Source organism: Pigmentiphaga sp., assembly GCF_019689535.1.
In the GTDB taxonomy this organism is placed as follows: domain Bacteria; phylum Pseudomonadota; class Gammaproteobacteria; order Burkholderiales; family Burkholderiaceae_B; genus Pigmentiphaga.
In genome coordinates this window covers 1-16277 of sequence record NZ_JADGHH010000072.1, presented here as the reverse complement: position 1 = coordinate 16277, position 16277 = coordinate 1, and the positions used below count along the sequence as shown (strand labels likewise).

The following is a 16277-nucleotide window of genomic DNA, read 5'->3' as shown; positions in this document are numbered from 1 at the left end:
GCCCCCTCTTTGCCGCGGCGCTTCCAGCCGTTTGCGACAACCGTGCCCGCCCTTCGAGCGCCGGCTAGGGGCAATAGGTTTATTCAACATTCAATCTTGATCAATGCCAGGCTGTTCGGTACCTTGCCGCAGCGCGTCCGCTGGCGGCCATGCCTGGCACGGCGGAGCGGCATTCCGTCAGGCCGGCCTCACGATAAACACACTGCGAGATTTCTCGTGCCGGCAAAACGCTAGAGGAGACTCATGAAAACGAAAGTTCGCGCTTTTCTGTCCGCAGCGCTGCTCGCCGTGTCCAGCGCCGCAGCCCATGCGGACACCTTCCCGTCCCGCCCGATCCGCTTCGTGGTGCCGTTCGGGCCGGGAGGAGGCACAGACATCGTCGCGCGCTTGGTGGCGCCGTATCTTTCCGCAGAGCTCGGGCAACGGCACCCCGCAGCATTTCGCGGTCGAATTGCTGAAATCCGCGGCAGGCATCGATCTCGTGCATGTACCGTATAAAGGGGCGGCAGCGGTCGTGTCCGATGCGGTGGGCGGGCAGATCAACCTGGCATCGGCTACATACGCGCCCTCGGTCGAGTACATCCGCAGCAAGCGCTTGGTGCCGTTGACTGTCATGGAGCCCAAGCGCCTGCCCGCGCTGCCGGATGTGCCCGCTGCGGCCGAACGCTACCCAGGCGTCACGATCAGCATCTGGTTTGGCATCATGGTGCCGGCCGGCGTGGAGCCTGACGTTCGCGCCAAGCTCGAGAACGCCGTCAAGAAAGTCGTGGCCAACCCGGAGTATGCCAACAAGCTCAAGGCGGCCGGCTTCGAGGCTACGCAGGAGACGGCAGCCGAAATGAAGGCGCGCATCGAGCGCGAAGTGAAGCTGTTCGGCGAGGTCGCGAAGAAGGCGGGCATCAAGCCTGAGTGATCCGGCCCTGGGGCGGGGGCATTTCCGGCCTCATCCCGGGACTGGAGTATGATCGGCCCATGGCCGCTTACGCTTCCTCACGCCTCGCCTGGCTGGCACTGCTGTGCGTACTCTGGCATGCCGCCGTCCCGATGGTGCACGCGGCCGCCGGCAGACAGCAGTTGGTGGCCGAGCTCTGTTCCCATCAGGGAACGGCCTCGGTTCCGCTGGGGCCGCTAGACGGCGGCGCCCACGTCTTGGCGGCGCTGCAGTGCCCCTTGTGCCTGGCGGGCGCCCACGCCGCTGCGCTTCCGCCCCCTCCGTCCGATCCGGCACGGACCGTCCTGCTCGACTGCGGTCCGGCCTATCATGTCGATTTTTCGGCCTGGACTTTTCCCCTTCCCCCTTACCTGCATTTCTCGTCCCGCGCGCCGCCGGCATGACGCTTGGCTACGTGAGAGAGCTCGGGCGCGTCGTACCCGCCGCGCCCGCATCGACCCGCATTTTTACGACGAGAAAAAACATGCAGATTCGCCCTTTTCTTTCTAGCTTCTTGGTTTCTCTGCTCGTTGCCGGCGCGGCCAGCGCACACGCCCACGGCTACACTGCGGGCAGCATCCGTATCGAGCACCCGTGGGCCCGCGCCACGGCGCCCGGCCAGCCCAGCGGAGGGGGATTCCTCAAACTCACGAACGCGGGCGAGGCGGACAAGCTCATCGCCGTCCGGGCCGATGTCTCGGCGTCGACCGAACTGCACACGATGCAAATGGAAGGCGACATCATGCGCATGAGGCAAGTGGACGCCATCGCCGTGCCGGCAGGTGGCGAGGTGGAGCTCAAGCCCGGCGGCTACCACATCATGTTCGTGCGGCTGAAGGCGCCACTGAAGGAAGGTGCCAGCTTCCCGGCCACGCTCGTTTTCGAGAAGGCGGGCGAGGTACAGGTAGAGTTCAAAGTCCATGCGCCGGGTGCGCGGGGCGGCGAACACGGAACGCACGGCATGCACCACTAAAGAGCGCCGCCGCGACGTAGAGCCGGCACAGGTCTTGCATTGGAACGAGAAAGGATGAATTCTTCTGCTTCGGAAATGTTGGTTGCTGCCCGAGATCATGACATCCTCGCTTCCTGCCTGGACCGGAATCGTCGTATGACTGCGATGTACAACGGGATGCCCCGGGAGGAACTCGACGTCGCCTACGATAATTGCGCCGCCGTGCTCAACAGCGCGGTGCTGATGGCGGAGTTCAACGAGCGCAGCGCCAAGCTGCGGGCGGCGTATCCCCAGTACCTCGACCTGCGCTACGGGCCGGCCTCGCGCAACCGGATCGATTACTTTCCGGCCGCGCGGCCCGGCCCGCTCATGGTGTTCATCCACGGCGGCTACTGGCAGTCAGGCTCCAAGGATAGCTTCAGCTTTTTGGCCGCCGGGCCGCTTGCCCACGGGCTGCACGTGGCTGTGGTGGGGTATACGCTAGCGCCGGAGCAGTCCCTGGGCGGCATCGTGGGTGAAATCCGCTCGGCCATCGGTTGGCTGACACGGCATGCATCACAATGGGGCACCGACCCGGATCGCCTTATCGTCTGCGGCTGGTCGGCCGGGGCGCACCTGGCCGCCATGGTGCTTGACGAGCCGGGTGTCAGCGCAGGCCTGGCCATCAGCGGCATCTATGACCTCGAACCCATCCGGCTCAGCCACTTGAATGAAAGACTGTGCCTGTGTCCGCCGGACGTGCAACGGCTCAGTCCCTTGCACCGACCGCTCAGCCGCCGCGAACTGATCCTGGCGTACGGCGCGGCGGAGCTTCCGGAATTCCAGCGCCAGGCCGAGACATTCGCTGCCGCGCGCGCCGGCTTGCCCGGTGAGTTGCTGCGAGTGGCCGACCGCAATCACTTCACTATCTTGAACGACCTGGCCTCACCCGATGGCATCTTGGTCCAGCGCGCCTGTAAGCTCGCCGGCCTATAAGCTATAAGCCGGACGCCATCAGGGCGCGTCCCGCAGTTCCAGCACGGAACGACCGCGGCTCAAGCCTGTCAGGACCTGCTTCAACGCATCTAGGTTGGCGCGCGGCACTTTGATCGAGAGGCGGGCACCGTGCTCGTCGAAATGTTCCTGGACGACCTCTGCACCATGGCTACGCAGCCGCGCCTTGAACAGCGGCAGTTCGGCGAACGTGCACGAGACTTCGGCTTCGGTTACTTCCACCAGCGGCACGCGCCGTCCCAGGCGCAGGCAATTGGCGGCGCAGCCTCCATAGGCGCGCACGAGCCCGCCTGCCCCCAGGAGCGTGCCGCCGAACCAGCGCACCACCAGCACTGCGACGCGGTCGCAGGACTGTCCGTCTATGGCCTGCAAGATGGGGCGCCCGGCAGTGCCGCCCGGTTCGCCATCATCGTTGAAGCGATACGAAGCGCCGATGCGGTAAGCCCAGCAGTTATGCGTGGCCGTGGGATCGGAATGCCTGGCGAAGAAAGCCATCGCGTCATCGGCGCTCGAGACCGGCGCCGCATGCGCGAGGAACCGGCTCTTGCGGATCTCCTCGCGGTAGCTGCAAGGCGCTTCGAGCGTAAAGAGGGAACTCATGGCGGCAAGTTTACCGCCCTGCTCGCGTCCTTTGACGCCGCATTTTTTTCTGCTATAGTTACGGGCTCGATTCCCCGATAGCTCAGTCGGTAGAGCGACGGACTGTTAATCCGCAGGTCACTGGTTCGAACCCAGTTCGGGGAGCCAAATTCGATGAGGAACGGACGCCCAGGGCGTCCGTTTTTCGTTTCAGGGTATGCTCGCCGCGAAACGCCGCGGCAGCGGCAAGACGAATACGACCCGGCGGAAGGACGGTCCGTGCCCCCAGTGTCTCCTCCCCTCACCCATCGGCGCATTCTCGCGATGGCCTTGCCCATCGTGCTTGCCAATCTCACGCAACCCTTGATGTCGGCCGTCGATACCGGGGTAGCAGGCCATCTTCCCGGCCCGGAATACCTGGCAGGCGTCGCATTGGGCGGCTTGCTATTCAGCTTTCTTTTCTGGGGCTTCGGTTTCTTGCGCATGGGAACCACCGGCCTCGTCGCCCAGGCCTGGGGCAAAGGCGACGAACCCGCGCTCGCCGCGACGGTGGTGCGTGCCATGATCCTGGCCGCCGCAATCGGACTACTCCTGCTGGCATTGCAAGGACCACTGATCGCGTTGGGCCTGGAACTGCTGGGAGGGAGCGCGGAAGTCACCCGGCAGGCGACGGCCTACTGCCGGGGCCGGATCTGGGCGGCTCCGCTCGCTCTCGCCAACTACGTCATCCTGGGCTGGCTGCTGGGTTGCCAGCGGGTACGCATCGCGCTCGGCCTGCAAATCCTGATCAACCTCGTCAACCTCGCGGCCGTGCTGCTGTTCGTGCACGTCTTCGACTGGGGCGTGACCGGCATTGGCGCGGCCACGGCCGCGGCCGACGGCGTCGGCACGCTGGCCGGCGGGTTCCTGCTATGGCGCTCCCACCGGTCTGCCTGGCCGGCCCTGCGCCTGGCGGCCTTGCTCGACGCCTCGGCCATGCGGCGGCTGGTCGGCATCAATATCCACATATTCATCCGCACGGCCTGTCTGCTGGCGAGCATGGGGTGGTTTGCACACCTTGGTGCCATGCAAGGCGACACGGTGCTCGCCGCCAATGCCCTCTTGCTGAACTTCCTGACCTTCATGGCTTTCGGCCTCGACGGTTTCGCGCATGCAGCGGAGGCACTGGTCGGTTCAGCCGTAGGCGCGGGCGACGCCCCGGGGCTGCGCCGCGCGGTGCGGCTATGCATGGGCTGGGCCGCCGCCGGTGCGCTGGGTTACGCGGCGGCATATGCCGCGGCAGGCCCCGCCATCGTCGCCATGCTGACTGACCAGCCGGTGCTGCGCGAAACGGCCGCGCACTTCCTGCCGTGGATGGTACTGGCGCCCATCGCCTCGGTCTGGGCTTACCTGTACGACGGCATGTTCATCGGCGCGACGCAGACCCGGACGCTGATGTATTCCATGCTCTTGTGCGGCGCCGCCTTCCTCGGATTGTCCCTGGGGCTGTTGCCGAAGTTTGGCAATCACGGCCTATGGCTGTCTTTTCTTACTTTCAACGCCCTGCGCGGATTGACGCTGCACCTGGCAGCTCCCCGCACGCTTTACCGCGCACCCGGCGCGTCCGTGTCGGCAAATGCATCCTGATGCGGGGTTATCCCCGCATCCTGTGGACAAGCTTGGGGACAGCAGTGGAACAAACGGAAACGGCCCGCATCACAGCGCGCTTTGAGGTTCCCCGCCCACGAATTGAGCAGCGCATCCCGCCAGGCGCTGCTGCCCCTTTGCCTTGACAATGGCTTGCTTGGCCGATTATGGTCACGCCCCTTGTATAGAGATGGTGATCCCATGGTTGTCTGGCTCAAAGTGCCCTATGCCGAGAAGGACGAAGCCAAGGCGCTAGGGGCCAGGTGGTCTCCCGCGCAGAAGAAGTGGTACGTCAAGGACGCCGCCGATCTCACGCCTTTTCAACGCTGGCTGGACGTCGATGCGCCTGCCTCGGCCGTGGCGGCGCCCGTGGACGAAGCGCCGCCGGCCAACGGAGCCGTGATTTTTTGCGACGGTGCTTGCCGTGGCAATCCCGGCGGCCCGGGCGGCTGGGGCGCGCTGATCCGCACGCCGGACGGCACCGTGGAAATCTTTGGCGGGTCTCCGGACACGACCAACAACCGCATGGAGTTGACCGCGGCTGCCGAAGCCTTGCGCTGGCTGCCGCAGCCTTGCGACGTCGTCGTCTATACCGACTCCCAGTACGTCGTGAACGGCATGAACCAATGGCGCCATGGATGGGTGCGCAAGAACTGGAAAGACGTCAAGAACGTCGAACTCTGGAAGACGCTGATCGCAGAAGCGGATCGGCATCGTGCCACGTTCAAGTGGGTACGCGGACACAACGGCCATGTCGGCAACGAACGGGCCGATGCACTGGCCAACGAAGGCCTGGATCATGCGCAACGTACGGGCAAGAGCGAAGCCGTGGTGCGCGTGGTGGCAGGAAGCGGAACGTCGAACTGACCCGTTGGCGCCGCGTTCTCCCTCAGATCGAGGATGGGTCGGCCGCGTACAATGCCGCCCCATGATTTTCCGCTCGCTGGCATTTTCACTGCTTCTCTCCTTGCTTCCCGCTCATGCCGCAGACCTGGTCACCCGGCCGGGCGCCGTCGGCCACCGCGATTTCCGGCATGCCAAGCAAGTCCTCCCCAAGGTCTATGCAGGCCTAGAAAGCACGTTTTATTGCGGATGCCGCTACCGCGGCAAAAGCATTGACTTTTCCTCCTGTAGCTACCAGGTCCGCAAGGACGCCCGCCGTGGATCACGCCAGGAGTGGGAACACGTCGTGCCAGCCTGGGTCATCGGCCACCAGCGGCAGTGCTGGCAACGCGGCGGACGCAAGCACTGCGCGGCCGTCGACCCGGTCTTCCGCAAAGCGGAAGGCGATCTAGTCAACCTTGTTCCCGTGATCGGCGAGATCAACGCGGACCGCTCTAATTTCCGCTATGCTGTGTGGGCAGACGACCCGCCTCCCATCTATGGCCAATGCCGCACTGTCGTGGACTTCAAAAAGCGCCGCATACAGCCCCGGCAAGTGGTGCGGGGACGCATTGCACGCATCCAGATGTACATGGCCACCACCTATGGCCTGCACCTGAGCCAACAGGATCGGCGCCTGTTCTGCACCTGGGCCCGGGCCTATCCGGTGGACGCCTGGGAGCGCGAACGGGAGCACCGCATCCAGCGCATACAGGGCAGCGGCAACCGCTTCGTCTCCGACCCGGCGGCAGTAGACAGTTTCTGCAGCCGTAGCTAAGGCGCGCGAGCACTCCTCCCCGCCGTGGGCCGAGCCCCTGGGGAAGGATCAGCCCACGGATGGCGGGGACATGGCGACAGCGGTGACTTGACGGAGATACTGTATATTCATACAGTATCCATCCGTTGTGTTCGCGCATCCCCATGCCTGCTTTCGCTGCTTCCTCGCCCTCGGCTTTGCCCGCCATCCACCCGCTGCTCTGGCGGGGGTCGCAGCTCGCACGGGCCGACCAGCCGTGTGTGGAGACCGGCCATCCCGAACTATCCCGCAATCTGCCCGGCGGGGGCTGGCCCCTGGGGCAGCTCATCGAATTGTTGCTGCCGCACTCCGGCATAGGCGAGCTCAGGCTGCTGCTGCCCGCCCTGCGCAGGCTTCCCCCCAAGCGCAGCATCGTCCTGCTTCGACCTCCGCACGTCCCCTGCCAACAGGCCTGGCTGGCCCAGGGCTTTCCGGTCCGGCAACTGCTTTGGGTGTCGCCCAGGGAAACGACCAATGCCCTATGGGCCGCCGAGCAAATCCTCAAGCACGGAAGCTGCGGGGCCTTGCTTTACTGGGCGGAGCATTCGTCCGCCACGGCCCTGCGGCGGCTGCACTTGGCCGCGCAAGGCGGAGAAACCGCTTTCTTCATGTTCCGCCCGGCCGCCGCGGCACAAGCCTCCTCTCCAGCCTCCTTGCGGCTGCTGCTGCAGCCGGCCGGGGATCGGCTATGCCTGCGCATACTCAAGCGCCGCGGCCCCTGCCAGGAAACCCCCTTGGTGCTGCCGCTCGCGCCTGCCCCCTCGGCGCCGGGCGACGCCGTTCCGTCTTCCGAGCCCCATCATGCGGTTGTGGATAGCCGTCTACCTGACGCAACCCAGCCTCGACGCACTGAACCCGCTCTGGTCGGATGAGGCCGCGCCCGCCGTGGCGGTCCTGGATCACGAGCAGGTGGTAGCCGTCACCCCCGAGGCCCGCAGGCTGGGCGTGCGTCCAGGCATGCGCAAAAAAAGCGCAGGCGCGGTGGCGCCCCACGCCTCGTTCATCCAACGCGACGCCGAACGCGAGCAGCAACTGCTGAAGGCTGCCTCGCTCGCCATGCTGCAATACACCCCCGACGTCGCCTTCGGTCCCGAGGCCAGCCTGCTATTGGAAGTCGGCCCCAGTCTGCGGGCCTTCGGCGGCCCGGCCTCCTTGTGCCGGCGCATACGCCGCAGCATGGGCGAGCTCGGCTGCCAGTCCCGCCTCGGCATGGCTCCCACTGCCCTCGGCGCATGGCTGCTCGCGGCACGTGCTACCCCCGGCCCGCGTCGGGTGCTGCGGCTGCCGGCACTCGTGCGCAACCTGGGGAACATTCCCTGCACCCTGCTGCCCGCTGCCCGCCCGCACCGTGAATGGCTCGAAGGCATAGGCTGCCGCACCCTCGCCGCGCTGCTCCGCTTGCCGCGTGCCGGCATGCAGCGCCGCTGCGGCCCCGATTTGCTTCGATCGATCGACCAAGCCTACGGGCACCATCCAGAAGTCTTCGAATGGATACGACCCCCACTCGAGTTCTCGGCCCGCATTGAATTACTGGCCCGCATCGAACATGCTCCGGCCGTGCTCACGGTGGCCAGGCGGCTCATCCAGCAATTGGCGGGATGGCTCAATGCAGTACAGGCGGCCGTGTGCGCCGTCGTGCTGGTCCTGGAACACGAACGCGGCCGCCATGCCCGCCCTCCTACGCGCCTGTCCATCGCGCCGGCAGACCCCGAATGGCAGCCCGATCATTTATTGCACCTGCTCAAAGAACACCTGGGGCGCCTGTCACTCCAGGCGCCGGTCATCGCCGTTGGCCTGCAGACCGACCGGCTCGCACCCCGCGAGCCGGCGCCAGACGACCTCTTCATCGAGCCCGGAGGAGAGCCTGCCCGGGAAGGGCGCCTGCTGGACCTGCTGACGGCGCGCCTGGGCCCCGGCCAAGTCTTGGCTGCCCGGCCACAGGCCGATCACCGTCCCGAGGCGGCCAACCGCTGGCTGCCGGCACTCGGGCCGTTCCGCTCGGCCGCCACGGCGGAAAACTTCTCTGCCGAGCGTCCGTTCTGGCTGCTGCAGCGGCCCATTCCTCTCGTCATGCGTGAGCATCGACCGTATTACGGCACGCCGTTGCGCATCTTGCGCGGGCCCGAGCGCATCGAAGCCGGCTGGTGGGACGGCTCGCCCATTTCCCGCGATTACTTCGTGGCCGAAAGCGAAGACAAAATCCGCTATTGGATTTATCTCGACCGGTCTCTGAAGGAGCCCCGGTGGTACCTGCACGGCCTGTATGCCTGACGCCATGGCTGCTCCACCTTCCCTTCCCGGCATCAGCCTGCCTCCGTACGCCGAGCTGCAGTGCCTGACCAACTTCAGTTTCTTGCGCGGCGCCTCGTGGCCGGAGGAAATGGTGGACCGCGCCGCCGAGCTCGGTTATGCGGCCCTGGCCATCACCGACGAATGCTCGCTGGCGGGTGCGGTACGCGCCCATGTCCGGGCCAAGGAGAAAAAGCTGCCGCTGATCTTGGGCAGTCAATTCCGCCTGCAAGACGAAACGGACTCGCCCGGGATGGAGCTCGTGCTGCTGGCCACGGACAAGGAAGGCTACGGTCACCTTGCGGAATTGATCACGTACGCCCGTTCCCGAAGCGCCAAGGGCAGCTACTGCTTGCGCGCGGACGATCTCGCGCATCCCCCTGCAGGATATGCCCATTTGCGCGGCATGCCGCATTGCCTCGCCATTCTCGTCCCCGCCCATGGAATAGGCGCGGATCGCCTGTCCCGGCAGGCCGAATGGCTGGCCGCGACCTTCCCCGGACGGTGCTGGCTCGCATTGAGCTTGCTCAACCTTCCAGGAGACGACCATCACCGCAACACGGTGGAAAGCATCGCGCGCCAGTATGCATTGCCCGTGGTGGCCACGGGACGGGTGGAAATGCATGTCCGCTCCCGCAAGCCCTTGCACGACGTCTTATGCGGCATCCGCTTGCGCCGGCCCGTGGGCCAATGCGGATATGCGCTGGCGGCCAACGCGGAGCAACACCTGAGGACTCGCGTCCACCTGGCCAGGCTCTATCCCCCTGAAGCGTTGGAAGAAACCGTGCGTATCGCCAAACTGTGCGCCTTCGACCTGGACCAGCTGCGCTACGAATATCCCGAAGAACTCGTGCCGGCGGGGCATACACCCGCTTCCTACCTGCGCAGCGAAACCTACGCCGGGGCGCGCAAGCGCTATCCAGAAGGGATTCCCGAACGCATCCGGACCCAGCTCGAGAAAGAACTCGCGCTGATCTCCGAGCTGCGCTATGAGGCCTATTTCTTGACCGTGTACGACATCGTCAAGTTCGCGAACAGCCGCAACATCCTCTGTCAAGGACGCGGCTCCGCCGCCAATTCCGCAGTCTGCTACTGCCTGGGCATCACCGCAGTCCGGCCCGAAAGCATCGACCTGCTCTTCGGGCGCTTCATCAGCAAAGAGCGCAACGAACCGCCCGACATCGACGTCGACTTCGAGCACCAACGCCGCGAAGATGTCATCCAATACATTTACAAAAAATACGGCCGCGACCGGGCGGCGCTGACCGCCGTCGTCATTTCCTACCGCTCGCGCAGCGCACTGCGCGACGTGGGGCGCGCGCTCGGCATGGATCTCGCCCTGGTGGACCGCGTCGCCAAGGCCCACCAATGGTGGGATGGAAAAAAGAACATCCTGAAGCGCCTCGAGGAATGCGGCTTGGCGGCCGACTCCCCAGAAGCGCAGCTTTGGGCGAACCTGGCCGAACAATTGCTCGGTTTCCCGCGCCATCTATCTCAGCACCCCGGCGGCTTCGTCATTTCGCACAGCAAACTCTCGCGCATGGTGCCCATCGAGAACGCCGCCATGAAAGACCGCAGCATCGTGCAATGGGACAAAGACGACCTCGATGCCGCGGGACTGCTCAAGGTAGACATACTGGCCTTGGGCATGCTCACGGCGCTACGCCGGGCGCTGGAGCTTGCCAGCCGGCGTCGCGGGCACACACTGGAGCTCTACGCCGTGCCGCACGGAGACGAGGCGACGTACGACATGATCTGCAAAGCGGACACCATAGGCGTGTTCCAGATCGAGTCGCGCGCGCAAATGAGCATGCTGCCCCGCCTGCAGCCGCGCAATCTGTACGACCTCACCGTCCAGATCGCCATCGTGCGGCCGGGCCCCATCCAGGGCGGCATGGTGCATCCGTACCTGCGCCAGCGCCAGCAGCCGGAACGCATTCGATACCACAGCCCGGCAGTCAAGAAAGTCCTGGAGCGCACCTACGGCGTTCCTATTTTTCAAGAACAGGTCATGCAGCTCGCGATGTGCGCGGCCGGCTATACAGAGGGAGAAGCCGACGAGCTGCGCCGCTCCATGGCGGCTTGGAAGCGCAAAGGCAATCTCGAAAAACACTACGAAAAAATCATCCGCGGCATGCTGGCTAACGACTACGAACTGGAATTCGCCCAAAGCATCTGCCGCCAGATACAAGGCTTCGGGGAATATGGCTTTCCCGAATCGCATGCAGCCAGCTTCGCATTGCTTGCCTACGCAAGCGCCTGGCTCAAGTGCCATGAACCGGAGGCCTTCCTGGCGGCCTTGCTCAATAGCCAGCCCATGGGGTTTTACTCGCCTTATCAATTGATCCAAGATGCCCAGCGACATGGCGTGGAAATTCGCCCGGTAGACGTCCTCGCTAGCGATTGGGATGCCACGCTCGAGCCTGCTGGCGAACGTCCCGCGGTACGCCTGGGGTTGAACCAGGTGCAGGGGCTGTCCGAAAGCGCGGGGCGTCGCATCGAAGCCGCCAGGAAAGAAGCGCCGTTCCGGAATGCCACGGACCTGGCGCGCCGTGCCGATCTCGATCGCCAGGCTTTGCAAGCCCTTGCCGCCGCTGATGCCCTGCGCTCTTTGTCGGGACATCGGCGCGCCGCGCTCTGGGAAGCAGCCGACAACGTTCCCCAGCCCGGCCTGCTGCGCGACGCCATGCCCTATGAGCCAGCGCCGCTGCTCGATGCGCCGGGCGAGGCCGACGACATCCGGGCCGACTACGAAGCCTTGAAGCTCACGCTGCGGCGCCATCCGTTGGCGCTGCTGCGCGAACGCCTCACGCGGCGCGGCTTCATGCCCGCTTCGGTCCTGAAAACTTACCCGGACCGCCGACTGGCGCGCGCTTGTGGCATCGTCACGGTGCGCCAGCGGCCAGGTACGGCCAAAGGTACCGTATTCATCACGCTGGAAGACGAAACGGGCCAGGTCAACGTCATCGTCTGGTCGGGCCTGGCTGAACGCCAGCGCCGCGAATTGGTAGGTGCTCCATTGCTGGGTGTATACGGTACCTGGCAATCGCACCAGGGCGTGCAGCACCTGCTGGCGAAACGGCTGGTCGACCTCACTCCCCTGCTTGGCAAGCTCGTCGTATCGAGCCGCAATTTCCATTGAGGAAGGCCCAGGGGCCCCAGGTCGCCGGGACGCGACGGGCGGCAACGAGGCGACGAACACAACGCTCGCCCGCACATCGCAAAGCGGCACGGACGAACGAAAAAAAACCGCGCCAGGCGCGGCGCGGTCTTGCTGGGCAACCGAACGCTTAGAAGTCCATGCCGCCGCCAGCGGGAGCCGGGGCCTTTTCTTCCTTGGGCAGTTCGGCCACCGTGGCGTCGGTGGTCAGGATCAGGCCGGCGATGGACGCGGCGTTCTGCAGCGCGGTCCGCGTCACCTTGGTAGGATCGACGACGCCGATCTCGACCAGATCGCCGTATTCGCCGGTGGCGGCGTTATAGCCATAGTTGCCCTTGCCTTCCAGCACCTTCGAGACGACCACCGAGGGCTCTTCGCCCGCATTGGCGACGATGGTGCGCAGCGGCGCTTCGAGGGCGCGCAACACGATGCGGATACCGGCATCCTGGTCGCTGTTGTCGCCCTTGATTTTTTCGGCGGCCGCCCGGGCGCGCAGCAGCGCGACGCCACCACCCGGCACGATGCCCTCTTCCACTGCGGCGCGAGTCGCGTGCAGGGCATCGTCGACGCGATCCTTCTTCTCTTTCATCTCGACTTCGGTCGCGGCGCCCACCTTGATCACGGCCACGCCGCCCGCCAGCTTGGCCACGCGCTCCTGCAGCTTTTCACGGTCGTAATCGCTGGTGGCCTGCTCGATCTGCTTCTGGATGGACTTGACGCGCGCATCGATGCGCGACTGTTCGCCAGCGCCGTCAATGATGATGGTGTTCTCTTTCTGCACCTCCACGCGCTTGGCGCGGCCAAGGTCTTCCAGGGTAGCCTTCTCGAGCTGCTTGCCGGTTTCTTCGGAGATGACGGTCGCCCCCGTGAGGATGGCGATGTCTTCCAGCATGGCCTTGCGGCGATCGCCAAAGCCCGGGGCCTTGACGGCCGCAACCTTGAGCACGCCGCGCATGGCGTTGACCACCAGCGTCGCGAGCGCTTCGCCTTCGACGTCCTCGGCCACGATGAGCAGCGGCTTGCCAGCCTTGGCCGTCGCCTCGAGCACGGGCAAGAGTTCGCGGATGTTGGAGATCTTCTTGTCGTGCAGCAGGATCAACGGTTCTTCCAGGACCGCGATCTGCTTTTCCGGATCGTTGATGAAGTACGGGCTCAGGTAGCCGCGATCGAACTGCATGCCCTCGACGATGTCGAGCTCGTTCTCCAGCGACTTGCCGTCTTCGACGGTGATCACGCCTTCCTTGCCGACTTTTTCCATCGCCTCGGCGATGATCTTGCCCACGGCTTCATCGGCGTTGGCCGACAGCGCGGCAACCTGCGCCACCTCCTTGTTGGTGGATATCGGCTTGGAGAGCTTCTTCAACTCTTCGACCACGGCATTGACGGCCTTGTCGATGCCGCGCTTCAGGTCCATGGGGTTCATGCCCGAAGCGACGTGCTTCATGCCTTCCTGCACGATGGCCTGGGCCAGCACGGTAGCGGTCGTGGTGCCGTCGCCAGCAACGTCGGCGGTCTTGGAGGCGACTTGCTTGACGATCTGGGCCCCCATGTTCTCGAACTTGTCCTTCAGCTCGATCTCCTTGGCCACGGAGACGCCGTCCTTGGTGACCACGGGCGCGCCGAAGCTGCGTTCGAGCAGCACGTTGCGGCCCTTCGGGCCAAGCGTGACCTTGACCGCATCAGCCAGGATGTTGACGCCCTGCACGATACGCGCGCGGGCACCGTCATGGAACTTGATGTCTTTTGCACTCATATCGTTTTCCTCGCAATCCTATCGTTAGGCGGCTTTCTTCAGTTCGCCCTGCTTGTCCTCGAGGATGCCGAGCACATCGTCTTCGCGCATGACGAGGAATTCCTCGCCGTCGATCTTCACCGTCTGGCCGGCATATTTGCCGAACAGCACGTGATCGCCGACCTTCACCTGGAGGGGACGCACGCTGCCGTCATCGAGGGTCTTGCCGGGACCCACGGCGATGACTTCCCCCTGCTCGGGCTTTTCCGCTGCGGTGTCCGGAATCACGATGCCCGAGGCCGTCTGGCGTTGTTGTTCTATTCGTTTGACGATTACCCGGTCGTGAAGGGGACGAATCTTCATGATCAATCTCCTAAGCGATTACAGGTCACCAGAAAGGGATACAGGCGAGACAGGCGCCGCGCCTCGCGCCGGGAGGGGCGCCTGCGCCGCGGACCGGAAAATATGAGCAGGCGGCAAACCTTCAAGAGGCTGCCGCCTGCGCAATTTGAAACAAAATGTAACTAAAGGATGATGCGGTCGACCCTGCCCAATCGATAGACGGCGCGACCGTCTTTTCCTGCTTCGAACGGGTATGGCACGACCGGGCACGGCAGCGCGCGGCCACCGGCACTATCCAGCGTACTGTCTTCGTCGCCTGTCAACTGCCAGAGGCCGCCTTTGCGGGGCCGGAACAACCAGCGCACATAACCCTTGTGGGCGGCCATGCGCAGCATGCCGTCGCGATCCGGCGCTTCCATGATGACCCCTGGCTCGGTGGCATCAGGATAGTCGCCAAAGGCGCGATGGCCGGCCAGTGCTTCGCTGGCCGAGGCCCCCAGCCGCCACCACGGGCGACTCACGAGGCGCTCCAGGTCCCAAGCCCCCAATTGCCAGGCCGCATCGAGCAAGGCCTGTTCGATGGCCGAAATGCCTTCCCCCTGCACCTCGAGCTGCAGCCCGGAGCCGGCTACCGCCCGCAGGGGCAACGGCACGCCCTCGAGTTTCAGCGGCGTTTCCCGCCCGAAGCCATGCCAGTGGATGATGAGGAGGACCGGCGTGTCGCGCTTCGGCACGGTAGTCGCGGTCACCGCATAAATAGGCAGCTTCATGGCTGCGGCATGGGCCGAAATCGTTTCAAAGACGTTCATCCTGCCTCCGATTCGATTTACGCGGCCCCGGCTCGCGCGCGGGAGGCGGGACGCGGGGCCGCCGGGCTTCGTGCAAAAAATTTATCGCGCCATGTCGCCCCGTTCAAGCACCCCTGCAGCCCCGGAAGGCAGGCCAAACAAAAAAGGCGGCTTGCCTAGCAAGCCGCCTTTTATCCAGCGGAAAAAACCGGGGAAAATCAGCCGGGCATCGGAGGCTCGGTGCCTTCGATCTGGACCCGGAAACCCGAGCGCACGTTGGGCCAATAATCCCAGATCGCCTTGTGGTGCGTGCAACGGTTGTCCCAGAAGGCGATCGAATGCGGCTCCCAGCGGAAGCGGCAGGTCCATTCGGGCTTGTTGCAGTGATCGACCAAGAATTGCAGGATGCGGTCGCCTTCCAGCTTGGGCAACTCGTTGATGTGCGAGGTGAAGTCGGTGTTGACGAAGATGAGCTTCTTGCCGCTTTCGGGGTGGCGCGCGATCACGGGATGAGAAGAGATCGGCGTGCCGGCACCGAACACCCGCGTGCCGTCATGCGTCGCGGTCAGGCCTTCCAGGTAGGCCTTCATCCTCGGCGAAAGCGCGTCGTATGCCGCGTACATGCTCGCGAACATGGTGTCGCCGCCGCCGTGCGGAGGCACCGTGTGGTTGTAGAGCATGCTGGCCATGGGCGGGATCGGGGCGCAGGACTGGTCGCTGTGGAAGTTCTCGCCCGAGATCTGCTTGGAGGTCTCGTCGTAGTGGAATTTGCGGACGTACGGGTTGTCCGTGGTCTTGCTGATGGTATTGACGCCGACGTGCTTGCCCAGTTTCCCGAAATAGCTGGCGGTACGGATTTGATCTTCGAAACTGATTTTCTGGTTACGGAAGAAAATCACCTGATATTCGATGAAAGCGGCGCGCAGTTCCGCAACCTCTTTATCGCTCAGCGGACGGGTCAAATCGATGTTGCCGATTTCGGCCCCAATATGCGGAGATATCGGGGTAACGGTGATGCATTCGTATTTCATAATAAAGATTCCTGATCCGAAAAACCCGGACATGAGTCGGCGGCAACGTCTGTCGCCCATCCGGCACGAACGGAATCATGCGCCTGCGGGCCCGATTCAGCTAGTCCGCCAAGCGACTACTAGTTATTCAGTTTTTGCATACCTCAAGATGAGGACGTGCTTCCCACCAGCGTGTC

General features: G+C 64.5%; 16 protein-coding genes, 1 tRNA gene and 1 pseudogene. 13 read left to right on the top strand and 5 right to left on the bottom strand.

Annotated elements, in window-relative coordinates; all coding sequences use genetic code 11:
- Positions 1-243: 243 nt before the first annotated feature.
- From IRZ12_RS08345 to IRZ12_RS08325, 5 genes are all read left to right on the top strand, one after another.
- A complete protein-coding gene (locus tag IRZ12_RS08345) occupies positions 244-498 on the top strand; it encodes a hypothetical protein (protein WP_296467094.1) in 255 nt (84 codons plus the stop codon).
- On the top strand, positions 452-913 hold the full coding sequence (locus IRZ12_RS08340) for a tripartite tricarboxylate transporter substrate binding protein (RefSeq protein ID WP_296467092.1): 462 nt from the start codon (positions 452-454) through the stop codon (positions 911-913). Before IRZ12_RS08345 ends, IRZ12_RS08340 begins: the two co-directional genes overlap by 47 nt.
- 59 nt (positions 914-972) lie before the next feature.
- The gene (locus IRZ12_RS08335; RefSeq protein ID WP_296467082.1) at positions 973-1335 is read left to right on the top strand and encodes a DUF2946 family protein; all 363 of its coding nucleotides are present in this window, start codon (positions 973-975) and stop codon (positions 1333-1335) included.
- An 80-nt stretch (positions 1336-1415) separates the two neighbouring features.
- Positions 1416-1904, top strand: coding sequence for a copper chaperone PCu(A)C (locus IRZ12_RS08330; RefSeq protein WP_296467079.1), 489 nt, complete (start codon positions 1416-1418; stop codon positions 1902-1904).
- A 135-nt stretch (positions 1905-2039) separates the two neighbouring features.
- The gene (locus IRZ12_RS08325) at positions 2040-2858 is read left to right on the top strand and encodes an alpha/beta hydrolase (RefSeq protein ID WP_296467076.1); all 819 of its coding nucleotides are present in this window, start codon (positions 2040-2042) and stop codon (positions 2856-2858) included.
- A gap of 18 nt (positions 2859-2876) precedes the next feature.
- On the opposite strand, the gene IRZ12_RS08320 is transcribed toward IRZ12_RS08325, so the two are convergent.
- Positions 2877-3476: a YigZ family protein gene (locus IRZ12_RS08320; RefSeq protein ID WP_296467073.1), complete on the bottom strand. Its 600-nt coding sequence runs from the start codon at positions 3474-3476 to the stop codon at positions 2877-2879.
- 71 nt (positions 3477-3547) lie between these two features.
- Between IRZ12_RS08320 and IRZ12_RS08315 the strand changes: the two genes are divergently transcribed.
- From IRZ12_RS08315 to IRZ12_RS08280, 8 genes and pseudogenes are all read left to right on the top strand, one after another.
- A tRNA-Asn gene (locus IRZ12_RS08315) sits at positions 3548-3623 on the top strand.
- Between the two features lie 156 nt (positions 3624-3779).
- A complete protein-coding gene (locus IRZ12_RS08310) occupies positions 3780-5081 on the top strand; it encodes an MATE family efflux transporter (RefSeq protein WP_296467089.1) in 1302 nt (433 codons plus the stop codon).
- A gap of 201 nt (positions 5082-5282) precedes the next feature.
- A pseudogene (locus tag IRZ12_RS08305) lies at positions 5283-5402 on the top strand (DUF5710 domain-containing protein); the annotation flags it as partial.
- A 78-nt stretch (positions 5403-5480) separates the two neighbouring features.
- Positions 5481-5948: a ribonuclease HI gene (gene rnhA, locus IRZ12_RS08300; protein WP_296467084.1), complete on the top strand. Its 468-nt coding sequence runs from the start codon at positions 5481-5483 to the stop codon at positions 5946-5948.
- Positions 5949-6009: 61 nt separating this feature from the next.
- A complete protein-coding gene (locus IRZ12_RS08295; protein WP_296467071.1) occupies positions 6010-6741 on the top strand; it encodes an endonuclease in 732 nt (243 codons plus the stop codon).
- A 143-nt stretch (positions 6742-6884) separates the two neighbouring features.
- A complete protein-coding gene (gene imuA / locus IRZ12_RS08290; RefSeq protein ID WP_296467067.1) occupies positions 6885-7631 on the top strand; it encodes a translesion DNA synthesis-associated protein ImuA in 747 nt (248 codons plus the stop codon).
- Positions 7561-9030: a DNA polymerase Y family protein gene (locus tag IRZ12_RS08285; protein ID WP_296467064.1), complete on the top strand. Its 1470-nt coding sequence runs from the start codon at positions 7561-7563 to the stop codon at positions 9028-9030. Before imuA ends, IRZ12_RS08285 begins: the two co-directional genes overlap by 71 nt.
- Before the next feature lie 4 nt (positions 9031-9034).
- Positions 9035-12190, top strand: coding sequence for an error-prone DNA polymerase (locus IRZ12_RS08280; protein ID WP_296467062.1), 3156 nt, complete (start codon positions 9035-9037; stop codon positions 12188-12190).
- A 148-nt stretch (positions 12191-12338) separates the two neighbouring features.
- Here IRZ12_RS08280 and groL read toward each other — a convergent pair whose 3' ends face one another.
- The 4 genes from groL to IRZ12_RS08260 form a co-directional block, all read right to left on the bottom strand.
- The gene (gene groL, locus IRZ12_RS08275) at positions 12339-13961 is read right to left on the bottom strand and encodes a chaperonin GroEL (protein ID WP_296467060.1); all 1623 of its coding nucleotides are present in this window, start codon (positions 13959-13961) and stop codon (positions 12339-12341) included.
- A 24-nt stretch (positions 13962-13985) separates the two neighbouring features.
- A complete protein-coding gene (gene groES, locus IRZ12_RS08270) occupies positions 13986-14303 on the bottom strand; it encodes a co-chaperone GroES (protein WP_296467056.1) in 318 nt (105 codons plus the stop codon).
- A 161-nt stretch (positions 14304-14464) separates the two neighbouring features.
- A complete protein-coding gene (locus tag IRZ12_RS08265) occupies positions 14465-15091 on the bottom strand; it encodes a diguanylate cyclase (protein ID WP_296467054.1) in 627 nt (208 codons plus the stop codon).
- 197 nt (positions 15092-15288) lie between these two features.
- The gene (locus tag IRZ12_RS08260; RefSeq protein WP_296467051.1) at positions 15289-16101 is read right to left on the bottom strand and encodes a TauD/TfdA family dioxygenase; all 813 of its coding nucleotides are present in this window, start codon (positions 16099-16101) and stop codon (positions 15289-15291) included.
- Positions 16102-16277: the final 176 nt, after the last annotated feature.